14 protein-coding genes and 1 pseudogene are annotated in these 18,471 nt (G+C 73.4%); 10 read left to right on the top strand and 5 right to left on the bottom strand.

All coding sequences use genetic code 11. From position 1 onward, the window contains the following. Nucleotide 1: 1 nt before the first annotated feature. Together QP939_RS06900 and QP939_RS06895 are read right to left on the bottom strand one after the other, a co-directional pair. Nucleotides 2-1,102: a DNA glycosylase AlkZ-like family protein gene (locus QP939_RS06900; RefSeq protein WP_285455727.1), complete on the bottom strand. Its 1,101-nt coding sequence runs from the start codon at nucleotides 1,100-1,102 to the stop codon at nucleotides 2-4. Between the two features lie 9 nt (nucleotides 1,103-1,111). Then, nucleotides 1,112-1,507 (bottom strand): DUF3224 domain-containing protein, encoded by a 396-nt coding sequence (locus QP939_RS06895; protein ID WP_285455726.1) that lies wholly within the window; start codon nucleotides 1,505-1,507, stop codon nucleotides 1,112-1,114. 63 nt (nucleotides 1,508-1,570) lie between these two features. On the opposite strand from QP939_RS06895, the gene QP939_RS06890 reads away from it, so the two are divergent. Both QP939_RS06890 and QP939_RS06885 read left to right on the top strand, forming a co-directional pair. Further along, nucleotides 1,571-2,539: a helix-turn-helix transcriptional regulator gene (locus tag QP939_RS06890; RefSeq protein WP_285455725.1), complete on the top strand. Its 969-nt coding sequence runs from the start codon at nucleotides 1,571-1,573 to the stop codon at nucleotides 2,537-2,539. Further along, a complete protein-coding gene (locus QP939_RS06885) occupies nucleotides 2,532-3,347 on the top strand; it encodes a uroporphyrinogen-III synthase (protein WP_285455724.1) in 816 nt (271 codons plus the stop codon). Before QP939_RS06890 ends, QP939_RS06885 begins: the two co-directional genes overlap by 8 nt. A 94-nt stretch (nucleotides 3,348-3,441) precedes the next feature. Here the strand turns inward: QP939_RS06885 and QP939_RS06880 are convergent, their stop codons facing one another. Together QP939_RS06880 and QP939_RS06875 are read right to left on the bottom strand one after the other, a co-directional pair. Further along, the gene (locus tag QP939_RS06880; RefSeq protein ID WP_285455722.1) at nucleotides 3,442-4,296 is read right to left on the bottom strand and encodes a siderophore-interacting protein; all 855 of its coding nucleotides are present in this window, start codon (nucleotides 4,294-4,296) and stop codon (nucleotides 3,442-3,444) included. 28 nt (nucleotides 4,297-4,324) lie between these two features. Beyond that, the gene (locus QP939_RS06875) at nucleotides 4,325-4,636 is read right to left on the bottom strand and encodes an MGMT family protein (RefSeq protein WP_285455721.1); all 312 of its coding nucleotides are present in this window, start codon (nucleotides 4,634-4,636) and stop codon (nucleotides 4,325-4,327) included. Nucleotides 4,637-4,808: 172 nt separating this feature from the next. On the opposite strand from QP939_RS06875, the pseudogene QP939_RS06870 reads away from it, so the two are divergent. The 4 genes and pseudogenes from QP939_RS06870 to QP939_RS06855 all read left to right on the top strand — a co-directional run bounded on the left by QP939_RS06870 (nucleotide 4,809) and on the right by QP939_RS06855 (nucleotide 13,278). Beyond that, a pseudogene (locus QP939_RS06870) lies at nucleotides 4,809-7,981 on the top strand (ATP-dependent helicase). Nucleotides 7,982-8,075: 94 nt separating this feature from the next. After that, nucleotides 8,076-11,318, top strand: a complete 3,243-nt coding sequence (locus tag QP939_RS06865; protein WP_285455720.1) for an ATP-dependent helicase — start codon at nucleotides 8,076-8,078, stop codon at nucleotides 11,316-11,318. A gap of 219 nt (nucleotides 11,319-11,537) precedes the next feature. Continuing rightward, on the top strand, nucleotides 11,538-12,620 hold the full coding sequence (locus tag QP939_RS06860) for a potassium channel family protein (protein WP_285455719.1): 1,083 nt from the start codon (nucleotides 11,538-11,540) through the stop codon (nucleotides 12,618-12,620). A 238-nt stretch (nucleotides 12,621-12,858) separates the two neighbouring features. After that, complete coding sequence (locus QP939_RS06855; protein WP_285459680.1) at nucleotides 12,859-13,278, top strand: P-loop NTPase family protein; 420 nt, start codon at nucleotides 12,859-12,861, stop codon at nucleotides 13,276-13,278. Here QP939_RS06855 and QP939_RS06850 read toward each other — a convergent pair. After that, nucleotides 13,271-14,290 (bottom strand): neutral zinc metallopeptidase, encoded by a 1,020-nt coding sequence (locus QP939_RS06850; protein WP_285455718.1) that lies wholly within the window; start codon nucleotides 14,288-14,290, stop codon nucleotides 13,271-13,273. The genes QP939_RS06855 and QP939_RS06850 overlap by 8 nt on opposite strands. A gap of 247 nt (nucleotides 14,291-14,537) precedes the next feature. Between QP939_RS06850 and QP939_RS06845 the strand changes: the two genes are divergently transcribed. The 4 genes from QP939_RS06845 to QP939_RS06830 are packed head-to-tail and all read left to right on the top strand — an operon-like array spanning nucleotide 14,538 to nucleotide 18,470. Beyond that, nucleotides 14,538-15,737: a hypothetical protein gene (locus tag QP939_RS06845; protein ID WP_285455717.1), complete on the top strand. Its 1,200-nt coding sequence runs from the start codon at nucleotides 14,538-14,540 to the stop codon at nucleotides 15,735-15,737. After that, the gene (locus tag QP939_RS06840) at nucleotides 15,731-16,372 is read left to right on the top strand and encodes a DUF4129 domain-containing protein (RefSeq protein ID WP_285455716.1); all 642 of its coding nucleotides are present in this window, start codon (nucleotides 15,731-15,733) and stop codon (nucleotides 16,370-16,372) included. The genes QP939_RS06845 and QP939_RS06840 overlap by 7 nt, the downstream gene beginning before the upstream one ends. Beyond that, nucleotides 16,369-17,508, top strand: coding sequence for a DUF4350 domain-containing protein (locus tag QP939_RS06835; protein WP_285455715.1), 1,140 nt, complete (start codon nucleotides 16,369-16,371; stop codon nucleotides 17,506-17,508). Before QP939_RS06840 ends, QP939_RS06835 begins: the two co-directional genes overlap by 4 nt. Further along, on the top strand, nucleotides 17,505-18,470 hold the full coding sequence (locus QP939_RS06830; RefSeq protein ID WP_285455714.1) for an AAA family ATPase: 966 nt from the start codon (nucleotides 17,505-17,507) through the stop codon (nucleotides 18,468-18,470). The genes QP939_RS06835 and QP939_RS06830 overlap by 4 nt, the downstream gene beginning before the upstream one ends. Nucleotide 18,471 lies beyond the last annotated feature (1 nt).

Here is an 18,471-nt window from a genome sequence, read left to right as displayed (position 1 = left end):
GTCAGCCGACCCAGGTGACGGTGTGCTTTCCGAACCCCCGCGCCGCCGCGACCCGGGCCGCCTCGGCTTCCGCTTCCTCGCGGACCGCCGGGCGGAGCGGGTCGAACACCGTCATCGTGAACGCCAGCTTCGCGCCGCTGCTCTTCGTGCGCCATGTGCCCGCGATATCGCCGTCGGCGATCAGCACCCCCGGGTTGCCCAGCATCTTCCAGACCTCCTTGCGGCGCGCCGGATCCGGGACCAGCAATGCCTTGTCCCGCGCCTGGATGAACGGGTCCCACGGTGGCAGCAGCCGCACCACCTCCGGCTCCGGTGGGTTCTCCAACGCCGCGAGACGGTCCGACGGCAGGTACCGGACCTTACCGTCGACCTTCACCTCGGCCAGGTCCGCCGGCCACGTCCGGTCCACGACCGCGCGGGCCGTGCCCGCGAACTCCGCCGCGTCGCCGGGGGACGCCGGGCCGTTCAGGCGCAAGTACCGCTCGACCACCGCCGTCGCCGCCGCCGGGTCCGGGGACTTGCGGAGGCGGCCGCGGCCCTCCAGCGGTGCCAGCGTCGCCGGGGATGCCCCCGCCACCAGGCGGACGCCGCCCAGCGGGGCCGCGATGCGCATCAGCTGCTCGTGGATGTGCGTCGCGTTGCACCCCCGGCACCAGCGCGAGAACGAGTCCGGCACCTTCTTCGTCACCGCCGTGCTCGCCGCGCCCTTCGTCATCGGCTCGGTCACCACCGCGCGCAACGCCGCCGCCGCCGTGAACACCACCTCCGACGCGCCCTTGCCCGTCACCGCCACTTCCTTGCGCTGCCACAGCATCCGGGCCAGCGCGTCGGCGTCGTCCAGCGGGATCAGCGCGCGGATCGCCTCCGGCAGGTCCGCGCGCAGGTGGTAGTGCGGTGCGCCGCGCAACGTCCAGGCCAGCACGAGCCGGTCGTCGTCCAGCGACACTTCGCCGTCGAGCCGGGCCACCAGGGCCAGCAGCGCGGTGTCGCGCATGCTGTCCTGGAGCCCGGCCCGCACCACGGCGAGGTCGGCGACGTCGGCCGCCGAGCGGTGCAGCCCGTGCTCGGCGATGCGGTAGGCGAGTACCTGACGGCGGTCCACGAGCGACTCCTACAGCGCGTACTCGAACGTGTAGCCCAGCTGGTCCTCGCCCAGCGCGCCCCCGGACGTGCCGGTCCCGGTCAGCCCGGTCAGCTCGCCGGTGCCCGAGCCGGGCACGACGGTGAACGTCGAAGCGATGCCCTTGGCGTCGAACGTGTACTCGTGGCGCACGATGAACGTCCCTTCGCGACCGTCCACCTTGCCCTCGAAGCGCTCGAAGCTCGGCGACGTCGTCTGCCCGCTGTCGTAACCCTCGCCCGCGTAGTACAGCAGAAGGTCGCAGCTCGACTCACCTTCGATGACCCCTTGGTACGCCATCGTGGCGCGAGCGTGAGCCACGCGAGGACCGCCTTCGGTCCCGCTGACGACCTTTTCTTCCCAGTTCTTGGTGGTGAATGCGTTCATGGGGACCACCTTGCCCGCTTTACCTGTCAGCTTGTGTCAGGTATTTCTGCAAAACTGGATTTCATGCGCGCCAGCCGTCTCCTGTCCGTCCTCCTGCTGCTGCAGAACCGCGGCCGGATGACGGCCGAGGAGCTGGCCGAAGAGCTCGAGGTCTCGGTGCGCACGGTCTACCGCGACATCGACGCGCTCTCGGCGTCCGGCGTCCCGGTGTACGCCGACCGCGGGCGGACCGGCGGCTACCGGCTGGTCGACGGCTACCGCACCCGGCTCACCGGGATGACCGAAGAGGAGGCCCAGTCGCTGTCGCTGGCCGGGCTGCCCGTCGCCGCGGCCGAGCTGGGCCTCGGCACGGTCCTCGCGGCCGCCCAGCTCAAGCTGTACGCGGCGCTGCCCGCCGAGCTGCGCGACCGCGCCGGCCGCGTCGCCGAGCGGTTCTACCTGGACGTCCCCGGCTGGCACCGCGGCATCGAAAGCCTGCCGACGCTGTCCGCGGTCGCCGACGCCGTGTGGTCGTCACACCGGATCCGGATCCGCTACGAACGGTGGGGCCAGCGCGTCGTCGACCGCGAGGTCGAGCCGCTGGGCCTGATCCTGAAGGCGGGCAACTGGTACCTCGCCGCGCGCTGCGACGGCACCGACCGGACGTACCGGATCTCGCGCGTGCTTGAGCTGCAGGACCTCGGCGAGGTGTTCGAGCGGCCCGCCGGGTTCGACCTCGCGCGGTACTGGCAGGAGTGGTCCGAGCAGTTCGAACGCCGGATGTTCCCGCGCGTCGCGGTGGTGCGCCTGTCGCCGCGGGCGCAGGCTCTCGTACCGTTCTACGCAGGTTCCGTGGGCGCTCGTGCACTGCGCGAGTGCCGCAACGATCCCGACGCGGACGGCTGGCTCACCGTGGAGCTGCCGGTGGAGCCGGGTGAACCGGCCATCGGCGAGCTGCTGCGCTTCGGGCCGCACCTGGAGGTCCTCGCACCGGCGGACCTGCGCGCGGAGCTGGCGGCAGCGATCGAGGAGATGGGCGCGTTCTATGGGTGAGCTGAGCGGGATCGCCATCGGCGTCACGGCCGAACGCCGGGCGGAGGAGTTCATCGGAGCCCTCGAACGGCACGGCGCCGACGTCCGCCACGCGCCGACGATCACCATCGTCCCCCTCGACAGCGACCCCGAGCTGAAGGCGGGCACGCAGGCGCTGCTGGCTTCGCCGATCGACTTCACGGTGGTGACGACGGGCGCGGGCTTCCGAGGCTGGCTCGACGCGGCTTCGGAGTGGGGCCTGCGCGACCGGCTCGTGACGGCGCTGGGAGCGTCCCGGATCTACGCCCGCGGCCCGAAGGCGGTCGGCGCGGTGCGGGGCGCCGGGCTGCGGGAGTCCTTTTCGGCCGCTTCGGAGACCAACGCGGAGCTGTTCGGGGCGTTGGCTTCGGCCGACGTGGACGGCGCGCGGGTCGCGGTCCAGCTACACGGGACGCCGCTGCCGGAGCACACGGCACCGCTCGTCGAGGCGGGGGCGTCACTGGTGGAGCTACAGCCGTACCGGTGGTTTTCGCCGCCGGACGTCACGCCGGTGCACCAGCTGATCGACGCCTCGGTGGCGGGCGAACTGGGCGCGCTGGCGTTCACGAGCGCCCCGGCGGCGGCGAACTTCCTGGCGCTGGCGCGGTCCTACGGCCGGTACGACGAGCTGCTGGCGGCGATGCGGGGGCCGCTGGTGGTGGCGTGCGTCGGCCCGGTGACGGCGGCGCCGCTGGAAGCCGCGGGGGTCGAGACGGTGCAGCCGGAGCGTCAAAGGCTGGGGGCGCTGGTGAAGCTGCTGGTCACGGAGCTTGGCGGCGGGCGGCCGTAGCGCCCCAATGTGGCCTTCGGTGCGTCAGACGCAACGAAGGCCGCCTTGGGTGCGTCAGACGCAACCAAGGCCACATTGGGGCGCTTGAAGCTGGTCAGTCGTCGTTCGGGAGCTCGCCCGCCTCCGCGGCCCGGACCGCTTCCCGCCCCGCGGCCTCCTCGCTCAGCCCGCGCCGCCAGTACCCCGTGAAGCAGATCAGCCGCTTGTCGACTTCGCGCTCGCGCACCAGGTGCCGCCGCACCTGCTTCACCACGCCCGCCTCGCCCGACACCCACGCGTACGGCCTCCCGCCCGGGAACGCCGCTCCGCGCACCGCCTCCAGCAGCGCCTCGCCCAGCGGACGTGAGCCGCGCAGGATCCAGTGGATCTCCACCGCGCCCAGCGTCTCGAACGACTGCCGGTCCGCGCGGTCCGCCAGCTCCACGAACACCGACGCCCGCGTGCCCGGCGGGAGCCGCTCGACGATCGCGCCGATCGCGGGCAACGCCGTCTCGTCGCCCACCAGCAGCTGCCAGTCGCTTCCCGGCGGCACGTCGTACAGCCCGTGCGGGCCCAGGAACGCCACCCGGTCGCCCGGCGTCACCCGCGACGCCCACGCCGACGCCGGGCCTTCGTCGCCGTGCAGGACGAAGTCCACGTCGATCTCCGCCGACTCCGGGCGGTGCGCCCGCAGCGTGTACGTGCGCATCGGCGGGCGGACGTCGTCCGACATCGCCAAGTACGTGCGGTACCACGACATCACGTCGGAGCCCGTTTCCGGCAGCACCGGCTCGGGCTGTCCCGCCTGCGGGAAGAACACCTTGACGTACTGGTCGGGCGCCCCGGGCGGCACGTCGCGGAAAGTCTCCCCGCCGAACGTCACGCGCACCATGTGCGGCGTCAGCGGCCGGACCGCGGTCACCCGCGCCCGGTGGTACGTCAATGCGGGGCGCTCCACCTGCGTCGTCATTAGGCGAGGCTAACCTAAAAGTCAGAGGTCAGAACAGGCCCTCCTCGTCACCTTCCGGTTTCCACCGGTACTTCCGCAGGTCGACGCGCTGGCCGTCGGCCAGCACGCCCTCCGCGCGCAGCCGCTCCAGCTGGTCGTGGACCAGGTGCGGCGCCGGGGTGCCGTTCGCGCGCAGGATCCGGTGCCACGGCAGGTCGTGCCCGTCCTCGGCGAGGATCGCGCCGACCATCCGCGGCGAAGGCGCGCCGGCGAGCGCCGCGATGTCGCCGTACGTCGCGACCGTGCCGGCCGGCACCGACTCGATGATCTCCCGCACGCGCTCGTGCAGAACGTCGTCCATGCCCCCACTGTGCCGCACGGGTACGACACTTCCGGTGCCCGCCCGCCGCACCGCCGGGGCCCTTCGCCGACCGCACCCCCGCCAAGCCGTGCCGGTGCGACACCCGGGGGACCCGGCGTGGTTCCATCGCGGGGTGAACAGGAGGCGAACGGCGCAGGCGGACGCGCGGCTGGTGCGCACGCCGATCGCCGCCACACCCGCGTTCACCTGGGACGAAGGCGCGCGGCGGCTGCTCTCCGCACCCGGCGGGTTCCGCCGCGTGCTCGGCGGCCCCGGCACGGGCAAGACGGCGTTGCTGGCCTCGGCCGCGACCCGGCGCATCGCCGAAGGCGCCGACCCGGAGAACGTGCTCGTGCTCACCACGTCCCGCAAGGCCGCGGACGCGCTGCGGGCCGACATCACCCGCCGCCTCACCGCCGACCCCGAGCTGGCGCGGCCGCTGCCCCGGACCGTCCGCGAGCCGCTCGTGCGGACCGTCCACTCGTACGCCTACTCGCTGCTGCGGCTCGAGGCGATGGCCGAAGAGCTCCGCCGCCGCGGCTGCTCGCCGGCGCCGAACAGGACGTCGTCGTCCGCGAGCTGCTGGCCGGTGACCTCGACGAAGGCGCCGAGTACTGGCCCGAGCAGCTGCGGCCCGCCTTGATGGTGCCCGGGTTCGCCGAGGAGCTGCGCGACCTGCTGATGCGCGCCGCCGAGCGCGGGCTCGGCCCGGCGGACCTCGCCGAACTGGGCCGCCGCCGCGGGCGCGAGGAGTGGGTCGCGGCCGGGCACTTCTGGGCGCAGTACGAAGAAGTCACGCAGCTGCAGGGCGCGGGCGGCAACGCGCTGGGCGTCGCGAGCGCGCCCGCGCTGGACGCCGCCGAGCTGGTCACGTCGGCGCTGCTCGCCCTGGAGGACGACGACGAGCTGCGCGAACGCGAACGCACCCGCGTGCGGCACCTGTTCGTCGACGACGCCCACCACCTCGACCCGCTGCAGACCAGCCTGGTCCGGATGATCGGGCACACGGCGGCCGAGTTCGTCGTCGCCGGCGACCCCGACCAGAACGTCTATTCGTTCCGCGGCGCCGACGCGAGCCTGTTCGCCGACGCCGACCCGGACGGCAGCCGGACCGTCACGCTCACGACGTCGCACCGGCTGGCCCCGGCCGTGCGGCTGGCCGTGGCGAAGATCGGCGCGACGCTGCCGGGCGCGTCGCCGCACCGCAAGATCCTCCCGCCCCAGGGCGCCACGGGCGGGAACGTGCGGGTCCGCGTGATGCCGACCCCGGCCGCCGAGGCGAGCTGGATCGCCGACCAGCTCCGGCGCGCGCACCTCGTCGACGGCGTGCCGTGGTCGGAGATCGCGGTGCTCGTCCGGTCGCCCGCGCGGACTTTCCTGGTGCTGCAACGGGCGTTGCGCGCGGCGGGGGTCCCGATCGGCTCGGCGACCGAGGAGCTGCCGCTGGCCCGCCAGCCCGCGGTGCGGCCGCTGCTGGCCGTCTTGAAGCTGGCGCCGTCGCCGGAACTGCTCGACGTCGACCTCGCCGAAATGCTGCTGTCGTCCGCGCTCGGCGGCGCGGACCCGCTGGCGCTGCGCCGGTTGCGGCGCGGCTTGCGACGCCTCGAGCTGGCCGGCGGCGGGCAGCGCTCGAGCGACGAGCTGCTCGTGGAAGCGTTGCGCGGCGGCGACATCCTCGCCGGGCTGGCCGACGCCGAGGCCGAGCCGGTGCGGCGCGTCGGCGCGTTGCTGCGGGTGACGCACCAGGCCGTGGCGCGCGGCGACGGCGTCGAGCAGGTGCTGTGGCAGCTGTGGCGCGAAAGCGGGCTGCAGGAGAAGCTGCTGAACCAGGTCGAGCGCGGCGGGTCGCTGGGCGCGCAGGCCGACCGCGACCTCGACGCCGTCGTGGCGTTGTTCGACGCGGCCGGTCGCTATGTCGACCGGCTGCCGCGCGCGAGCGTCGCGTCCTTCGCGGATTACCTCGGCGCGCAACGGATCGCGGGTGACACGCTGGCCCCGGCCGCCGTCCCGTCCGACGGGGTTTCGCTGCTCACCGCGCACGCCGCCGCCGGTCGCGAGTGGACGGTCGTCGCCGTCGCCGGGGTCCAGGAGGGGGCGTGGCCGGACCTGCGGCTGCGCGGCTCGGTGCTCGGCGTGGAGCGGCTCAAGGACCTGATGGCCGGGGTCGACGACGACGCCGTCTCCCAGACGGCCCCGATCCTCGCCGAGGAACGGCGCCTGTTCTACGTCGCGATGAGCCGGGCGAAGCGGACGTTGCTGGTGACGGCGGTGTCGGGGGAGGACGAGCAGCCGTCGCGGTTCCTCGACGACCTCGAGGAGAACGGCGCCGACGACGGCGGGCTCGACTCGCGGATGAAGCCGCCGGGCCGGTCGCTGGTGCTGGCCGAGCTGGTCGGGGAGCTGCGCGAGGTCGTCTGCGACGACAAGGCCGAGCCGTCGCGCCGCCGGCGGGCGGCCAAGCAGCTGGCCCGGCTGGCCGAGGCGAAGGTGCCGGGCGCGCACCCGTCGACGTGGTACGGCTTGCTGCCCGCGTCGACCGACGTGCCGGTGCACCCGCCAGGTGACCTGATCCGGATCTCACCGTCCACAGTGGAAATCCTGACCAAGTGCCCGTTGCGGTGGATGATCGAGCGGCACGGCGGCAGCGACCCGGCCCAGCTCGCGGCCGTGACGGGGACGCTCGTGCACGGGCTCGCGCAGGCTGTGGCTTCCGGCCGGACCGACGCCGAGCTGCAGGCGGCGCTGGACGAGGCCTGGGTCCGGGTCGACGCCGGGGCGCCGTGGTTCTCCCGGCGGGAGCGCCGGCGGGTCGAGCAGATGCTGCGGAACTTCGTCACCTGGCTGGAGCGCAGCCGGGCCGAGCTGAAGGAAGCCGGGGTCGAGCAGGACATCGAGGTCGAGCTGCCCGCCGGGGGCGCGGACGAGGTCCGGGTGCTGCTGCGGGGCCGGGTCGACCGCGTCGAGCTGGACGCCGACGGGCGGCCCGTGGTCGTCGACATCAAGACCGGGAAGGTGCCCGTCTCCGGGGCGGACGCCGAGGTGCACCCGCAGCTGGCCGCCTACCAGCTCGCGGTGCTGCTCGGGGCGATCAAGGGCAGCAACGAGCCCGGCGGGGCCCGGCTGGTCTACGTCGCCAAGGCCAACGCCAAGACCGGGTCGACCGAGCGGTCCCAGCCGCCGCTGGACGAGGTCGGCGGGAAGCAGTGGCTGGACCTGGTCCGCGACGCGGCCGCGTCCGCCGCCGGACCGGACTACCAGGCGCAGGAGAACCCCGACTGCGACCGATGCCCGGCGCGCGGGTGCTGCCCGCTGCGGCCCGAGGGCAGGCAGGTGCCGGGCCCGTGACCGACCCGACCACCACCGAGCTTTCACGTGAAAGCTCGGCCTCCGGCCGTGGCGCGGCACTTTCACGTGAAAGTGCCGGGGTTGGGGTGGGCTCGTGAGTCCGCTGCTCATCGCGAACCCCGTCGAGCCCGCCGAACTCGCCGATGCCCTCGGACTGCACCGGCCGACTCCCGAGCAGGCCACGGTCATCGCCGCGCCGGTGGAACCTTCGCTCGTCGTCGCGGGGGCGGGCGCGGGCAAGACCGAGACCATGGCCGCGCGCGTGGTCTGGCTCGTCGCGAACGGCATCGTCAGCCCCGACCGCGTCCTCGGCCTCACCTTCACCCGCAAGGCCGCCCGCCAGCTCGGCGAACGCGTCCGCGCGCGGCTGCGACGCCTCGCCGGGTCGGGACTGCTCGACCGCCTCGACCCGACCGGCGGCCTGCGAGCCACCGTCGTCGCGGGCGAACCGACCGTCCTCACCTACCACGCCTACGCCGGGCGCCTGCTCTCCGAACACGGCCTCCGGCTGCCGGTGCAACCCGGCGTCCGGCTGCTGTCCGAGACGTCGTCGTGGCAGATCGCGCACCGGGTGGTGTCCACTTGGGACAACGAGCTCGACACCGACCGCGTGCCGCCGACCGTCACCGCGGATCTGCTCGCCCTCGCCGGGGAACTCGGCGAGCACCTCATCTCCACCGAACAGCTCGCCGAGTACACGACGTGGATGTGCCGCGTCATCGAAAACGCCCCGCGCGCCAAGGGGCAACGCGCCGCCCTGCCGCAGAAGCTGACCGAAATCATGGCCGCGCAGCACTTCCGGCTCGCGCTGCTGCCGCTCGTCGAGGAGTACCACCGGCGCAAGCGGAACGAAGGCGCCCTCGACTTCGCCGACCAGATGTCCCTCGCCGCGCAGCTGGCCAGCGGGTACCCGTCGGTCGTGCGCGGGGAGCGTGAACGCTTCGGCGCCGTCCTGCTCGACGAGTACCAGGACACCGGGCACGCCCAGCGCGTCCTGCTCCGCGCCCTCTTCGGCGGCGTCGAGAACCAGCCCATGCCGGTCACGGCCGTCGGGGACCCCGCGCAGGCCATCTACGGGTGGCGCGGGGCCAGCGCCGCCAACCTGCCCCGCTTCACCACGGACTTCCCGCGCCACGACGGCGAACGGCTCGTCCCCGCGAACGAATTCGGGCTCCTGACGAGCTTCCGCAACCCGCCCGAAATCCTCGACCTCGCCAACGCCATCGCCGAACCGCTGCGGGCCCGCGGTCTCGGCGTCGAACGGCTGCGGGCGCGCGAAGGCGCCCCGCCCGCGGACATCGCGTGCGCGTTGCTGCCCGACATCCGCGCCGAACGGGAGTGGGTCGCCGACGCCGTCGCGCGGCGGTGGCACGCCGTCCGGGAGGAAACCGGGAAGCCGCCGACCGCCGCCGTGCTCGTGCGGCGGCGGGCCGACATGGCCCCCATCGCCGCCGAACTGCGCGCTCGCGGGTTGCCCGTCGAGGTCGTCGGGCTCGGCGGGCTGCTCGACGAACCCGAGGTCGCGGACCTCGTCTCGACGCTCAAGGTGCTGGCCGACCCGCTCTCCGGCAGCGCCGCGGCCCGGCTGCTCACCGGCGCGCGCTGGCGGCTCGCGGCCGCCGACGTCGCCGCGCTGTGGCGGCGGGCCGGGGAACTTTCCAGCCCCGAGAAGGCCTCGGCCGAACCCGAGCTGGTCGCCGAGCGCGTCGAGCAGGCCGGGCTGATCGACGCCATCGACGAGCCGGGCGATCCCGCGCGGTACTCCGAGGAGGGCTACCAGCGCATCCGGCGCATCGGCCGGGAGCTGTCGGCGTTGCGGCGGCGGCTCGACCAGTCGCTGCCCGAGCTGGTCGCCGACGTCGAACGCACCATGCTGCTCGACGTCGAGTCCCTGGCTCGCCCCGGATCCGCCGGGCGCGCGCACCTCGACGCGTTCGCCGAGGTCGTCACCGACTACGCCGAGACGGCGCCGACTGCCACCCTGCTGTCCTTTGTGGACTACCTGAACACCGCCGCGCACGCCGAAGACGGGCTCACCCCCGGCGAGGTCGAGGTCGTGCCGGACCGGGTGCAGGTGCTGACCGTGCACTCGGCGAAGGGCCTCGAGTGGGAAGTCGTCGCCGTCCCGCACCTGGTGCACGAGGTCTTCCCGGGACGGCGGCGGTCGTCGTCGTGGCTGCGGACCGCGACGTCGCTGCCCGCCGCGTTGCGCGGCGACGCCGAAGACTTGCCGGAACTGCGGATCGCCGACGGCTACGACCGCAAGGAAGTCCAAGAAGGACTGGAACTGCACGAAGCCGGGTTCGTCGAACGGGAACAGGCCGAGGAACGGCGGCTCTGCTACGTCGCGCTGACGCGGTCCGAGCACGCGCTGATCGTCTCCGGGTACTGGTGGAACGAAAGCAGCAGCCGCGCCAAGGGGCCGTCGGAGTTCCTCACCGAGATCGCCGACGTCCTGCGCGAGACCGGCGTCGGGCAGCTCGCCGAATGGGCACCGGAACCGCAGAAGGAGGACGAGAACCCGCTCGTCTCGGACTCGCGGACGTCCAAGTGGCCGGTGGACCCCCTCGCCGACCGCCGCACCGGCGTGCAGGGCGGGGTCGACCTCGTCTTCGAGGCACTGTCCAATTCGGACGAGGCGGACGAGGAAGAGGAAGCCGACGAAGACGGCTGGCGCACCGACACCGACGTCCTGCTGGAGGAGTGGGCGCGCAAGGACGACCACGTCAAGCTGGTCCCGCTGCCGTCCCGGCTCACGGTGAGCCAGCTGGTCGCCCTGGCCGAGGACAGCGCGCGGCTCGCGAGCGACCTGCGTCGCCCGCTTCCGGTGGAGCCCAACAGCTTCGCCCGCCGCGGCACGGAGTTCCACGGCTGGCTGGAACGCCGGTTCGCGGGCGACCAGCTCATCGAGATCGACGACCTCCCGGGCGCGGCCGACTTCGGCGAGGCACCGGACGCGGACTTCGAGGAGCTGCGGGAGGCGTTCGAGGAAAGCGAGTGGGCGACGCGGGTCCCGGAGGCGGTCGAAGTCACCTTCTCCGCCGACGTCGAGGGCATCACGCTGCGGGGCCGGATGGACGCGGTGTTCGCCGACCCCGACGGCGGCTGGACGGTGGTCGACTGGAAGACCGGCGCGGTCCCACCGGAGTCGCGGCTCCCGGCGCTGGCGGTCCAGCTGGCGGCGTACCGGATGGCGTGGGCCGCGTTGAAGAACGTCCCGGTGGAGCGGGTCCGGGCGGCGTTCCACTACGTCCGGGCGAACCACACGGTCCGCCCGGCCGACCTGCTGGACGCGGAAGGCCTGCGGCGCCTGCTGCGCGACATCCCGGAGGCGTGATGCGCTGAAGGGCGCTTTCAGTGCACCAGATGCGAGGAAGGCGCCCTTCAGCGCGTCAGATGCGAGGAAGGTCCCCTTCAGCCCGCTGCGGCGGCGACCGGTCCAGCGGTGGCGGGCCCGTGTGAGGTGGCCGTGAACTCATCGTTTCACGCGGCGGCCGATCACCCGGTTCGGCTATCCTCCGGGCGTGAGTGACGCCGGACACCCGGGAGCGGGTGCATGAAGGCACTGAAGCGGCTGCCGCTGGGCAGTCTCACCGACCGGCCGGACCACGAGCTCGTCGGAATCCTGCGGATGCCGGAGCTGACCGTCAGCCCGCTCCGCTCGATCGTCAAGCGGATCATCGGCGCGATGCTCGCGCTGCTGGCCACGGTGATCATCGTCTACGTCGACCGCGACGGCTACCGCGACGCCAACGGCGACGGGCTGTCCCTGCTGGACAGCCTCTACTACGCCACCGTCTCGCTGTCGACCACGGGCTACGGCGACATCGCGCCCGCCACGTCGTCCGCGCGGCTGGTCAACGTCCTGGTCATCACGCCGCTGCGGGTGCTCTTCCTCATCGTCCTCGTCGGGACCACCCTGGAGGTGCTCACCGAGCGCTCCCGGCAGGCGTTCAAGATCCAGAAGTGGAGGACGAAGGTGCGCGACCACACGGTCGTCGTCGGGTTCGGCACCAAGGGCCGGTCCGCCGTCAACGCGCTGCTCGGCGACGAGAACGTCGCCCCAGGCCAGATCGTCGTCGTGGACACCGACCAGCAGGCCCTCGACGCGGCCAGCGCGCTCGGCCTCGTCGCCGTGCACGGCTCGGCCACCCGGGCCGACGTCCTGCGCGTCGCCGCGGTGCAGCACGCCCGCGCGGTCGTCGTCGCCCCGAACCGGGACGACACGGCCGTGCTCGTCACGCTCACCGCCCGCGAGCTGGCGCCCAAGGCGCACATCGTGGCGTCGGTGCGGGAGGCGGAGAACGTCCACCTGCTCAAGCAGTCCGGGGCCAACCAGGTCGTCGTGTCCAGCGAGACGGCCGGGCGGCTGCTCGGGATGGCGACGTCGACGCCGCTGGTCGTCGACATCATGGAGGACCTGCTGACCCCGGAGTCGGGGCTGGCGATCGCCGAGCGGCCGGTCGAGCCGTCGGAGGAGGGCGGGTCGCCGCGGCACCTGCCGGACATCGTGCTCGGCGTGGTCCGCGACGGCGTCCTGTACCGCGTGGACGCGCCGCAGGCCGACGCCATCGAGCCCGGCGACAAGCTGCTCTACGTCAGGAAGGTGACCCCGGCGGAGAAGATCGAGCAGCGGTAGCCCGGTGCGCCCCAAGGTGGCCTTGGTTGCGTCTGACGCACCGAAGGCGGCCTTGGTTGCTCCTCCCATGCCCCCACCGCCGCCCTCAACGGAGGCGCTTCGCGCCGCAGTGCCTATTCAACGCACCGAAGGCCACATTGGGGCGCGGTAGCCCCGACCAGGGCGCCTGGGTTTTGACCGCGGGATCTGGAACCATGGCCGGGTGCCCCCGCGATCCCTCGCCCTGAAGTGGCCCACGGTGGCGATCCCCGCCGCGGCGGGCGTGCTCGTCGTGCTGCTCGCCTGGCTCGCCGGGCCGGGGCTGCTCGGGATCACCAACGACGACCTCGGCGCTCCCGTGCAGGCCGAGGTCACGAAGCCCGCGCCGTGCGACAACCCGAACGCCGTGGAGACCGTCAAGTTCACCATCGCCGGGAAGACGCACGAGGGCACGCTCAACGGCTGCGGGCACGGCCAGGGCGAGCGCGTCGAGGTCGGCGTGCCGGAACCGCTGCCGGACCAGGGCACGGTCACCGTCCGGGCCGCGGACACCTCCGCCGGCGCGCAGGACGCGCGGCGGCCGATCGGGCTCGCGCTGCTGGTGTTCGCCTGCTTCTCCGGCGGGATGTTCGTCTACCTGTGGCTGAGCATCCCGCTGCGGCCGAAGCCCGCTAGCTGACCTCGGACGACGGCGCCGCGAAGGTGTTGCAGTCGGCGATCCGGTTGCTCGTCGCGCCCGCCCGCCACCAGGACGCGTAGTGCGCGTTCGTCCCGTGGTCGTGGCTGCGGGAGGTGTTGTCGCCGCGGGTTTCCTGGTCGTTCCAGGCCTTGTTGTACATGTCGCGGCTGATCGTGCCGCCCTGGTCGACGTGCGCGCCGAGGAACATGCCCGAGAAGCACTGGGCCTGCAGCTCCTTGCGCCGCGACATCTCCAGCCCGGCCGGGCTGTTCTGACCCGCCTCGTAGATCTTCTGCCAGGCCGCGTCCATCAGGCCGGCGACCTCCTGGACGTGGTGGCCGTACTCGTGGGCGAACAGGGCCAGGTAGACGCCGGGGTTGTTGCCGTACTGGTCGGTCTGCAGCCCGCGGAACGGGACGTACAGGTTGTTTTCGCAGTAGTACGCGGCGGTCGCGATGCCGACCTGGATGGTGCCGCACTCGGTCTCGAAGCTCGCGCCGGTCGGGAAGTGCAGCGCCGGCGGCGTGAACGGCAGGTGGTAGGCCTCGAGGAACGGGCCCCACGCCGCGTCGAGGCACTTGCTGGCCGCGGTGAAGAACGCCTCCGCGCCGTCCTGCGTGCTCTGCCAGACCGGGAGGGTGCAGACGCGGTTCTGCAGCCCGGCGTTCGGGTCCTGCAGGATCGGGTGGTCGGCGAGCTTGAGGATCTTCTGCGGGCCGGTCGCGCTGGGCGTCGACGGCTCGGTCGAGGGGCTCGACGCCGAAGCCGGGGCGCCCGCGCCGCCGGGCGGCAACTGCGAAGGGACGTCCTGGGACGACGGCGCGTCGCGGTAGTTCGTGTTCGCCAGCGGGGTTTCGCCGCGGTTGAGCGCCACGATCGCGACGAGCCCGAGCACCAGCACGGCCACCGCGCCCAGGCACACGCCGATGACGGCGGCGGGCGAGCGGCGTTTCGGGGCGGCCACCGTGTGCGGGCGGCCCAGCCACGGGAGGTCCGGTCGCGCATCCGGCACCGGCGGCGGCTGAACGGTTCCGCGAGGCGGTACCTGGCCGTGGGGCGGTTGCGTCATCTGGGCAGTCCCGAGGGTCGGTACGGACCGGGGGTACCCGGACCGGCGTTCAGCATATCGGGGGAACGGGGGCTCTCGCACCCGTCCGTGCGCGTGCCGTCACCACTCGCGGACGTCACCCCAGGTCTGGCCGGGTCTCCGCGGCTCTGAGAGAGTGTGGTCAAGCAGGTACTGCAGGCGAGGGGCTTCGATGACAGACACCGGTGGCGCGCCCGGCGGAGAGGGCGCCGACACGCCGACACCGAGCCAGGGGATCCCCCAGGCTCCCGCCCCTGGAACGGGTGAACCGAAACCGGGTGACGCTCACGCGGAGTCACCGGCCACGCCGCCGCGCGGGTGGCAGGCGCCGGACACCCAGGCGACGCCGCCGCCCGGCTGGCAAGCGCCCGGTCAGCCGGCCCCGCCCGCGCCGTCGCAGGGCTGGCAGCCGGACGCGCTGCCGCCCTACTCCCAGCAGCCGCGGTACACGCCGCAGCCGGGCTGGAGCCCGCACGGGCTCGGCAAACCCGGCGTGATCGCGCTGCGGCCGCTCAACATCGGCGACATCCTCGACGGCGCGATCACCGCGATCCGCCGGTACCCGCTGCTGATCCTCGGCATCGGCGCGGTGGTGGCGGTGCTCAACGCCGGCCTCGCCTTCCTCGTGCAGCGGTACGTGCTCGCCGACCTCGAAGACCTGACCGCGACGGCCAACCTGGGTCCCGGCGCCACCGAAGAAGAGCTGCGGAACGCCGTGTTCGGCGCGTTCGGCGACGTCTTCCTCGCGCTGATCCCGACGCTGCTGATCACGACCCTGCTGCTGACGATCACCACCGGCCTGATGGCCGCGGTGATGGGCCGCGCCGCGCTCGGCCGCGAGGTGACCTTCGGCATCGTGTGGCGCGAGGTGCAGCCGCGGCTGCTGCCGCTGTTCGGCGTCGCGTTCGTCTACGCGCTGGTGACCACCGTCGGCCTGATGCTCTGCGTCATCCCGGGCGTGGTGGCGTGGGTGTTCTGGGCGCTGGCCGCCCCGGCGCTGGTGCTGGAGCGCGGCACGTTCCGCGCCGCGTTCTCCCGCACGGTCAAGCTGGTCGCCGGCGCGTTCTGGCGGGTGCTCGGCGTCCTGGTGCTGGCGAAGGTCATCCAGTCGTTCTTCGAGAACATCATCCAGCTGCCGTTCACCTTCGGCACCGGCGTGTTCGACCAGGTGCTGAACCCGGGCAAGGTGTACGTGCCGAGCACCGGCGACCTGCTGCTGGCCTCGGCCGGCCAGATCGTCTCCGGCACCATCGCGATCCCGTTCGTCACGCTGGTCACCGTGATCGTCTACCTCGACCAGCGGATGCGCCGCGAGGGCATGGACATCGAGCTGGCCCGCGCGGCCGGGGTGCAGCCGCCGCAGGCATGGTGACGCTGCTGCTCACCGACGTCCCGGTCGACATCGACCGGGACGATGCCCGGCGCGCGGCGGTGGCAGAGCTGAGCGACCCGAAGTACCGGGACGCGCAGCCGAACATCCTGCAGCAGATCGGGCAGTGGCTCGGCGAGCAGCTGGAGAAGGTGCTCAACGGCCTGTCTTCGGTCGTTCCGGGCGGGCCGCTGGGATTGCTGCTGGTCGTCGTGCTGCTGATCGTGCTCGTCGTCGTGGTCCGGCTGCGCACCGGCAAGGTCGCCCGCACCGCGCGGGCCGGCCGGGTGGTCTTCGGCGGGAAGCGCCAGAGCGCGGCCGACTACCGCCGTCTGGCCACCGAGGCCGCCGCCGCGGGCCGGTACGACGACGCCGTCCGCGACCGCTTCCGTGCCGTGGTGCGGGCGTTGGAGGAACGCGCCCTGCTCGACACGCGCTCGGGCCGGACCGCGGATGAAGCCGCCGCCGAAGCCGGAGTCCTGCTGCCGAACGTCGCGAACGAACTGCGGCAAGGCGCGCGGTTGTTCGACGACGTCCACTACGGCGGCCGCGACGGCACCGAAGCCGCCTACCGCGCCCTGACCGAGCTGGACGAACGCTGCCGCCGCGAGCGGCCGGTCGCGCTGGCGGACTCGTGAGCACTTCGGTTTCGCCGGACCTGCGCCGGATCTGGCGTGGCGCACGGGTTCCGCTCGCCCTCGTCCTCCTGATCTTCGCCGCGGGCGCCCTGCTGCTGCTCGGCCGCGGCGAGCAGACGCACGGCGCGCTCGAACCCGGCTCCTACGAACCCGGCGGCGCGCACGCGCTCGCGAAGCTCCTGCGCGACCACGGCGTCGACGTCCGGACCGCGCACACGATGGCCGAAGCCGACGACGAGCTCGGCGAGGACGCGACGCTGCTGGTCACCCAGCCGGACCTGGTCCCGGCGAAGCGGCTCGACGCACTGCGCGAGCACGCGGCCGACGTCGTCATGGTGACGCCGGGCGCGCCGACGCTCCACGATTCGCTGCCGCTGGTGCACCCGGTCGGCCAGAACGACGTCGGCAGGCTGAGCCCGCAGTGCACGGTCGCCGCGGCCGTCGCCGCCGGAGACGTCACCCTCGGCGGGATCGGTTACGCCTCGCCCGGCGCGCGCTCGTGCTACCCCGGCGAGGACGGCGGCGGCACGCTGCTGCAGCTCGCCGACGCGGGCGGCACGACGACGCTGCTCGGCACGTCGGCGCCGCTGACCAACGACCGGCTCGCCCAGGACGGCAACGCGGCGTTGGCGCTGCACCTGCTGGGGCAGCACCCGAAGCTCGTCTGGTACCTGCCGTCGACGACGGACCCGGGGCTGGACGACACCCGCAAGTCGATCTTCGAGCTGATCCCGGACGGCTGGTACTACGGTGCCGCGCAGGCGTTCATCGCCGTGGCACTGCTGGCGTTGTGGCGGGCGCGGCGGCTCGGCCCGGTGGTCACCGAGCCGCTGCCGATCGTCGTCCGCGCGGCCGAAACCGCCGAGGGCCGCGCCCGGCTGTACCGGCGGGCGAAGGCGGCCGACCACGCGGGTGAGACGCTGCGGGAGGCGGCGCGGACCCGGCTGCGGACGACACTGGGCCTGCCCCGCGACGCCGACGCGGCGGCGCTGGTGACGGCTGTGGCCACGCGCACCGGCCGCGCGGCGAACGAGGTGGGCGCGGTGCTCTACGGCCCGCCGGTGACCGACGACGTCGCGCTGGTCCGGCTGGCGGGCGAACTGGACAGGGTGGAACGAGAGGCGGGGCGAACTTGACCAGCGAAAACGCGACCGGGGCCCGAGACGCGCTGATCGCGCTGCGCGCCGAGGTCGGCAAGGCCGTCGTCGGCAACGACGCCGCGGTCACCGGGCTGATCCTGGCCCTGCTCTGCCGGGGGCACGTCCTGCTCGAAGGCGTCCCCGGCGTGGCGAAGACGCTGCTGGTGCGGGCCCTGGCCGCGGCACTGGACCTGGAGACCACGCGCGTGCAGTTCACGCCGGACCTGATGCCCGGCGACGTCACCGGCTCGATCGTCTACGACGCGCACAGCGGCGAGTTCTCCTTCCGCGAGGGGCCGGTGTTCACGAACCTGCTGCTCGCCGACGAGATCAACCGGACGCCGCCGAAGACGCAGTCCTCGCTGCTGGAGGCGATGGAGGAGCGGCAGGTCTCGATCGACGGCAAGTCCCGGCCGCTGCCGGACCCGTTCATCGTGATCGCCACCCAGAACCCGGTGGAGTACGAGGGCACCTACCCGCTGCCGGAGGCGCAGCTGGACCGGTTCCTGCTCAAGCTGACGATGCCGACGCCGTCGCGTGAGGACGAGATCGGCATCCTCTGGCGGCACGCGCAGGGCTTCGACCCGCGCAACCTGGCGGCGGCGGGGCTGAAGTCCGTCGCCGGGGCGACGGAACTCGCGGCCGCGCGGGAAGCCGTGGCGCGGGTGACGGTCGGGCCCGAGGTGATCGGGTACGTCGTCGACCTGTGCCGGGCGACGCGGCAGCTGCCGTCGGTGCGGATCGGCGTTTCCCCGCGTGGTGCCACGGCGTTGCTCGCGGTGGCGCGCGCGTGGGCGTGGCTCGCCGGACGCGACTACGCGACGCCCGACGACGTCAAGGCCCTGGCGCGGCCCGGGCTGCGGCACCGGCTGGACGTGCGGCCGGAGGCGGAGTTGGAGGGCGTCACCGCGGACGGCGTGCTGGACCGCGTGCTCGCGTCCGTGCCCGTGCCGCGCTGAC

Origin of the sequence: Amycolatopsis nalaikhensis, from assembly GCF_030264295.1 — a bacterium.
Classification (GTDB): Bacteria; Actinomycetota; Actinomycetes; order Mycobacteriales; family Pseudonocardiaceae; genus Amycolatopsis; species Amycolatopsis nalaikhensis.
This window is presented reverse-complemented; position numbering and strand designations above follow the sequence as displayed.

What these genes read in the sequence shown, in the direction of transcription:
- QP939_RS06890 (WP_285455725.1), top strand. Translation starts at nt 1,571, where the DNA reads ATGCGCGCCAGCCGTCTCCTGTCCGTCCTCCTGCTGCTGCAGAACCGC.
- QP939_RS06840 (WP_285455716.1), top strand. Translation starts at nt 15,731, where the DNA reads ATGGTGACGCTGCTGCTCACCGACGTCCCGGTCGACATCGACCGGGAC.
- QP939_RS06845 (WP_285455717.1), top strand. Translation starts at nt 14,538, where the DNA reads ATGACAGACACCGGTGGCGCGCCCGGCGGAGAGGGCGCCGACACGCCG.
- QP939_RS06880 (WP_285455722.1), bottom strand. Translation starts at nt 4,296, where the DNA reads ATGACGACGCAGGTGGAGCGCCCCGCATTGACGTACCACCGGGCGCGG.
- QP939_RS06875 (WP_285455721.1), bottom strand. Translation starts at nt 4,636, where the DNA reads ATGGACGACGTTCTGCACGAGCGCGTGCGGGAGATCATCGAGTCGGTG.
- QP939_RS06860 (WP_285455719.1), top strand. Translation starts at nt 11,538, where the DNA reads ATGAAGGCACTGAAGCGGCTGCCGCTGGGCAGTCTCACCGACCGGCCG.
- QP939_RS06895 (WP_285455726.1), bottom strand. Translation starts at nt 1,507, where the DNA reads ATGAACGCATTCACCACCAAGAACTGGGAAGAAAAGGTCGTCAGCGGG.
- QP939_RS06885 (WP_285455724.1), top strand. Translation starts at nt 2,532, where the DNA reads ATGGGTGAGCTGAGCGGGATCGCCATCGGCGTCACGGCCGAACGCCGG.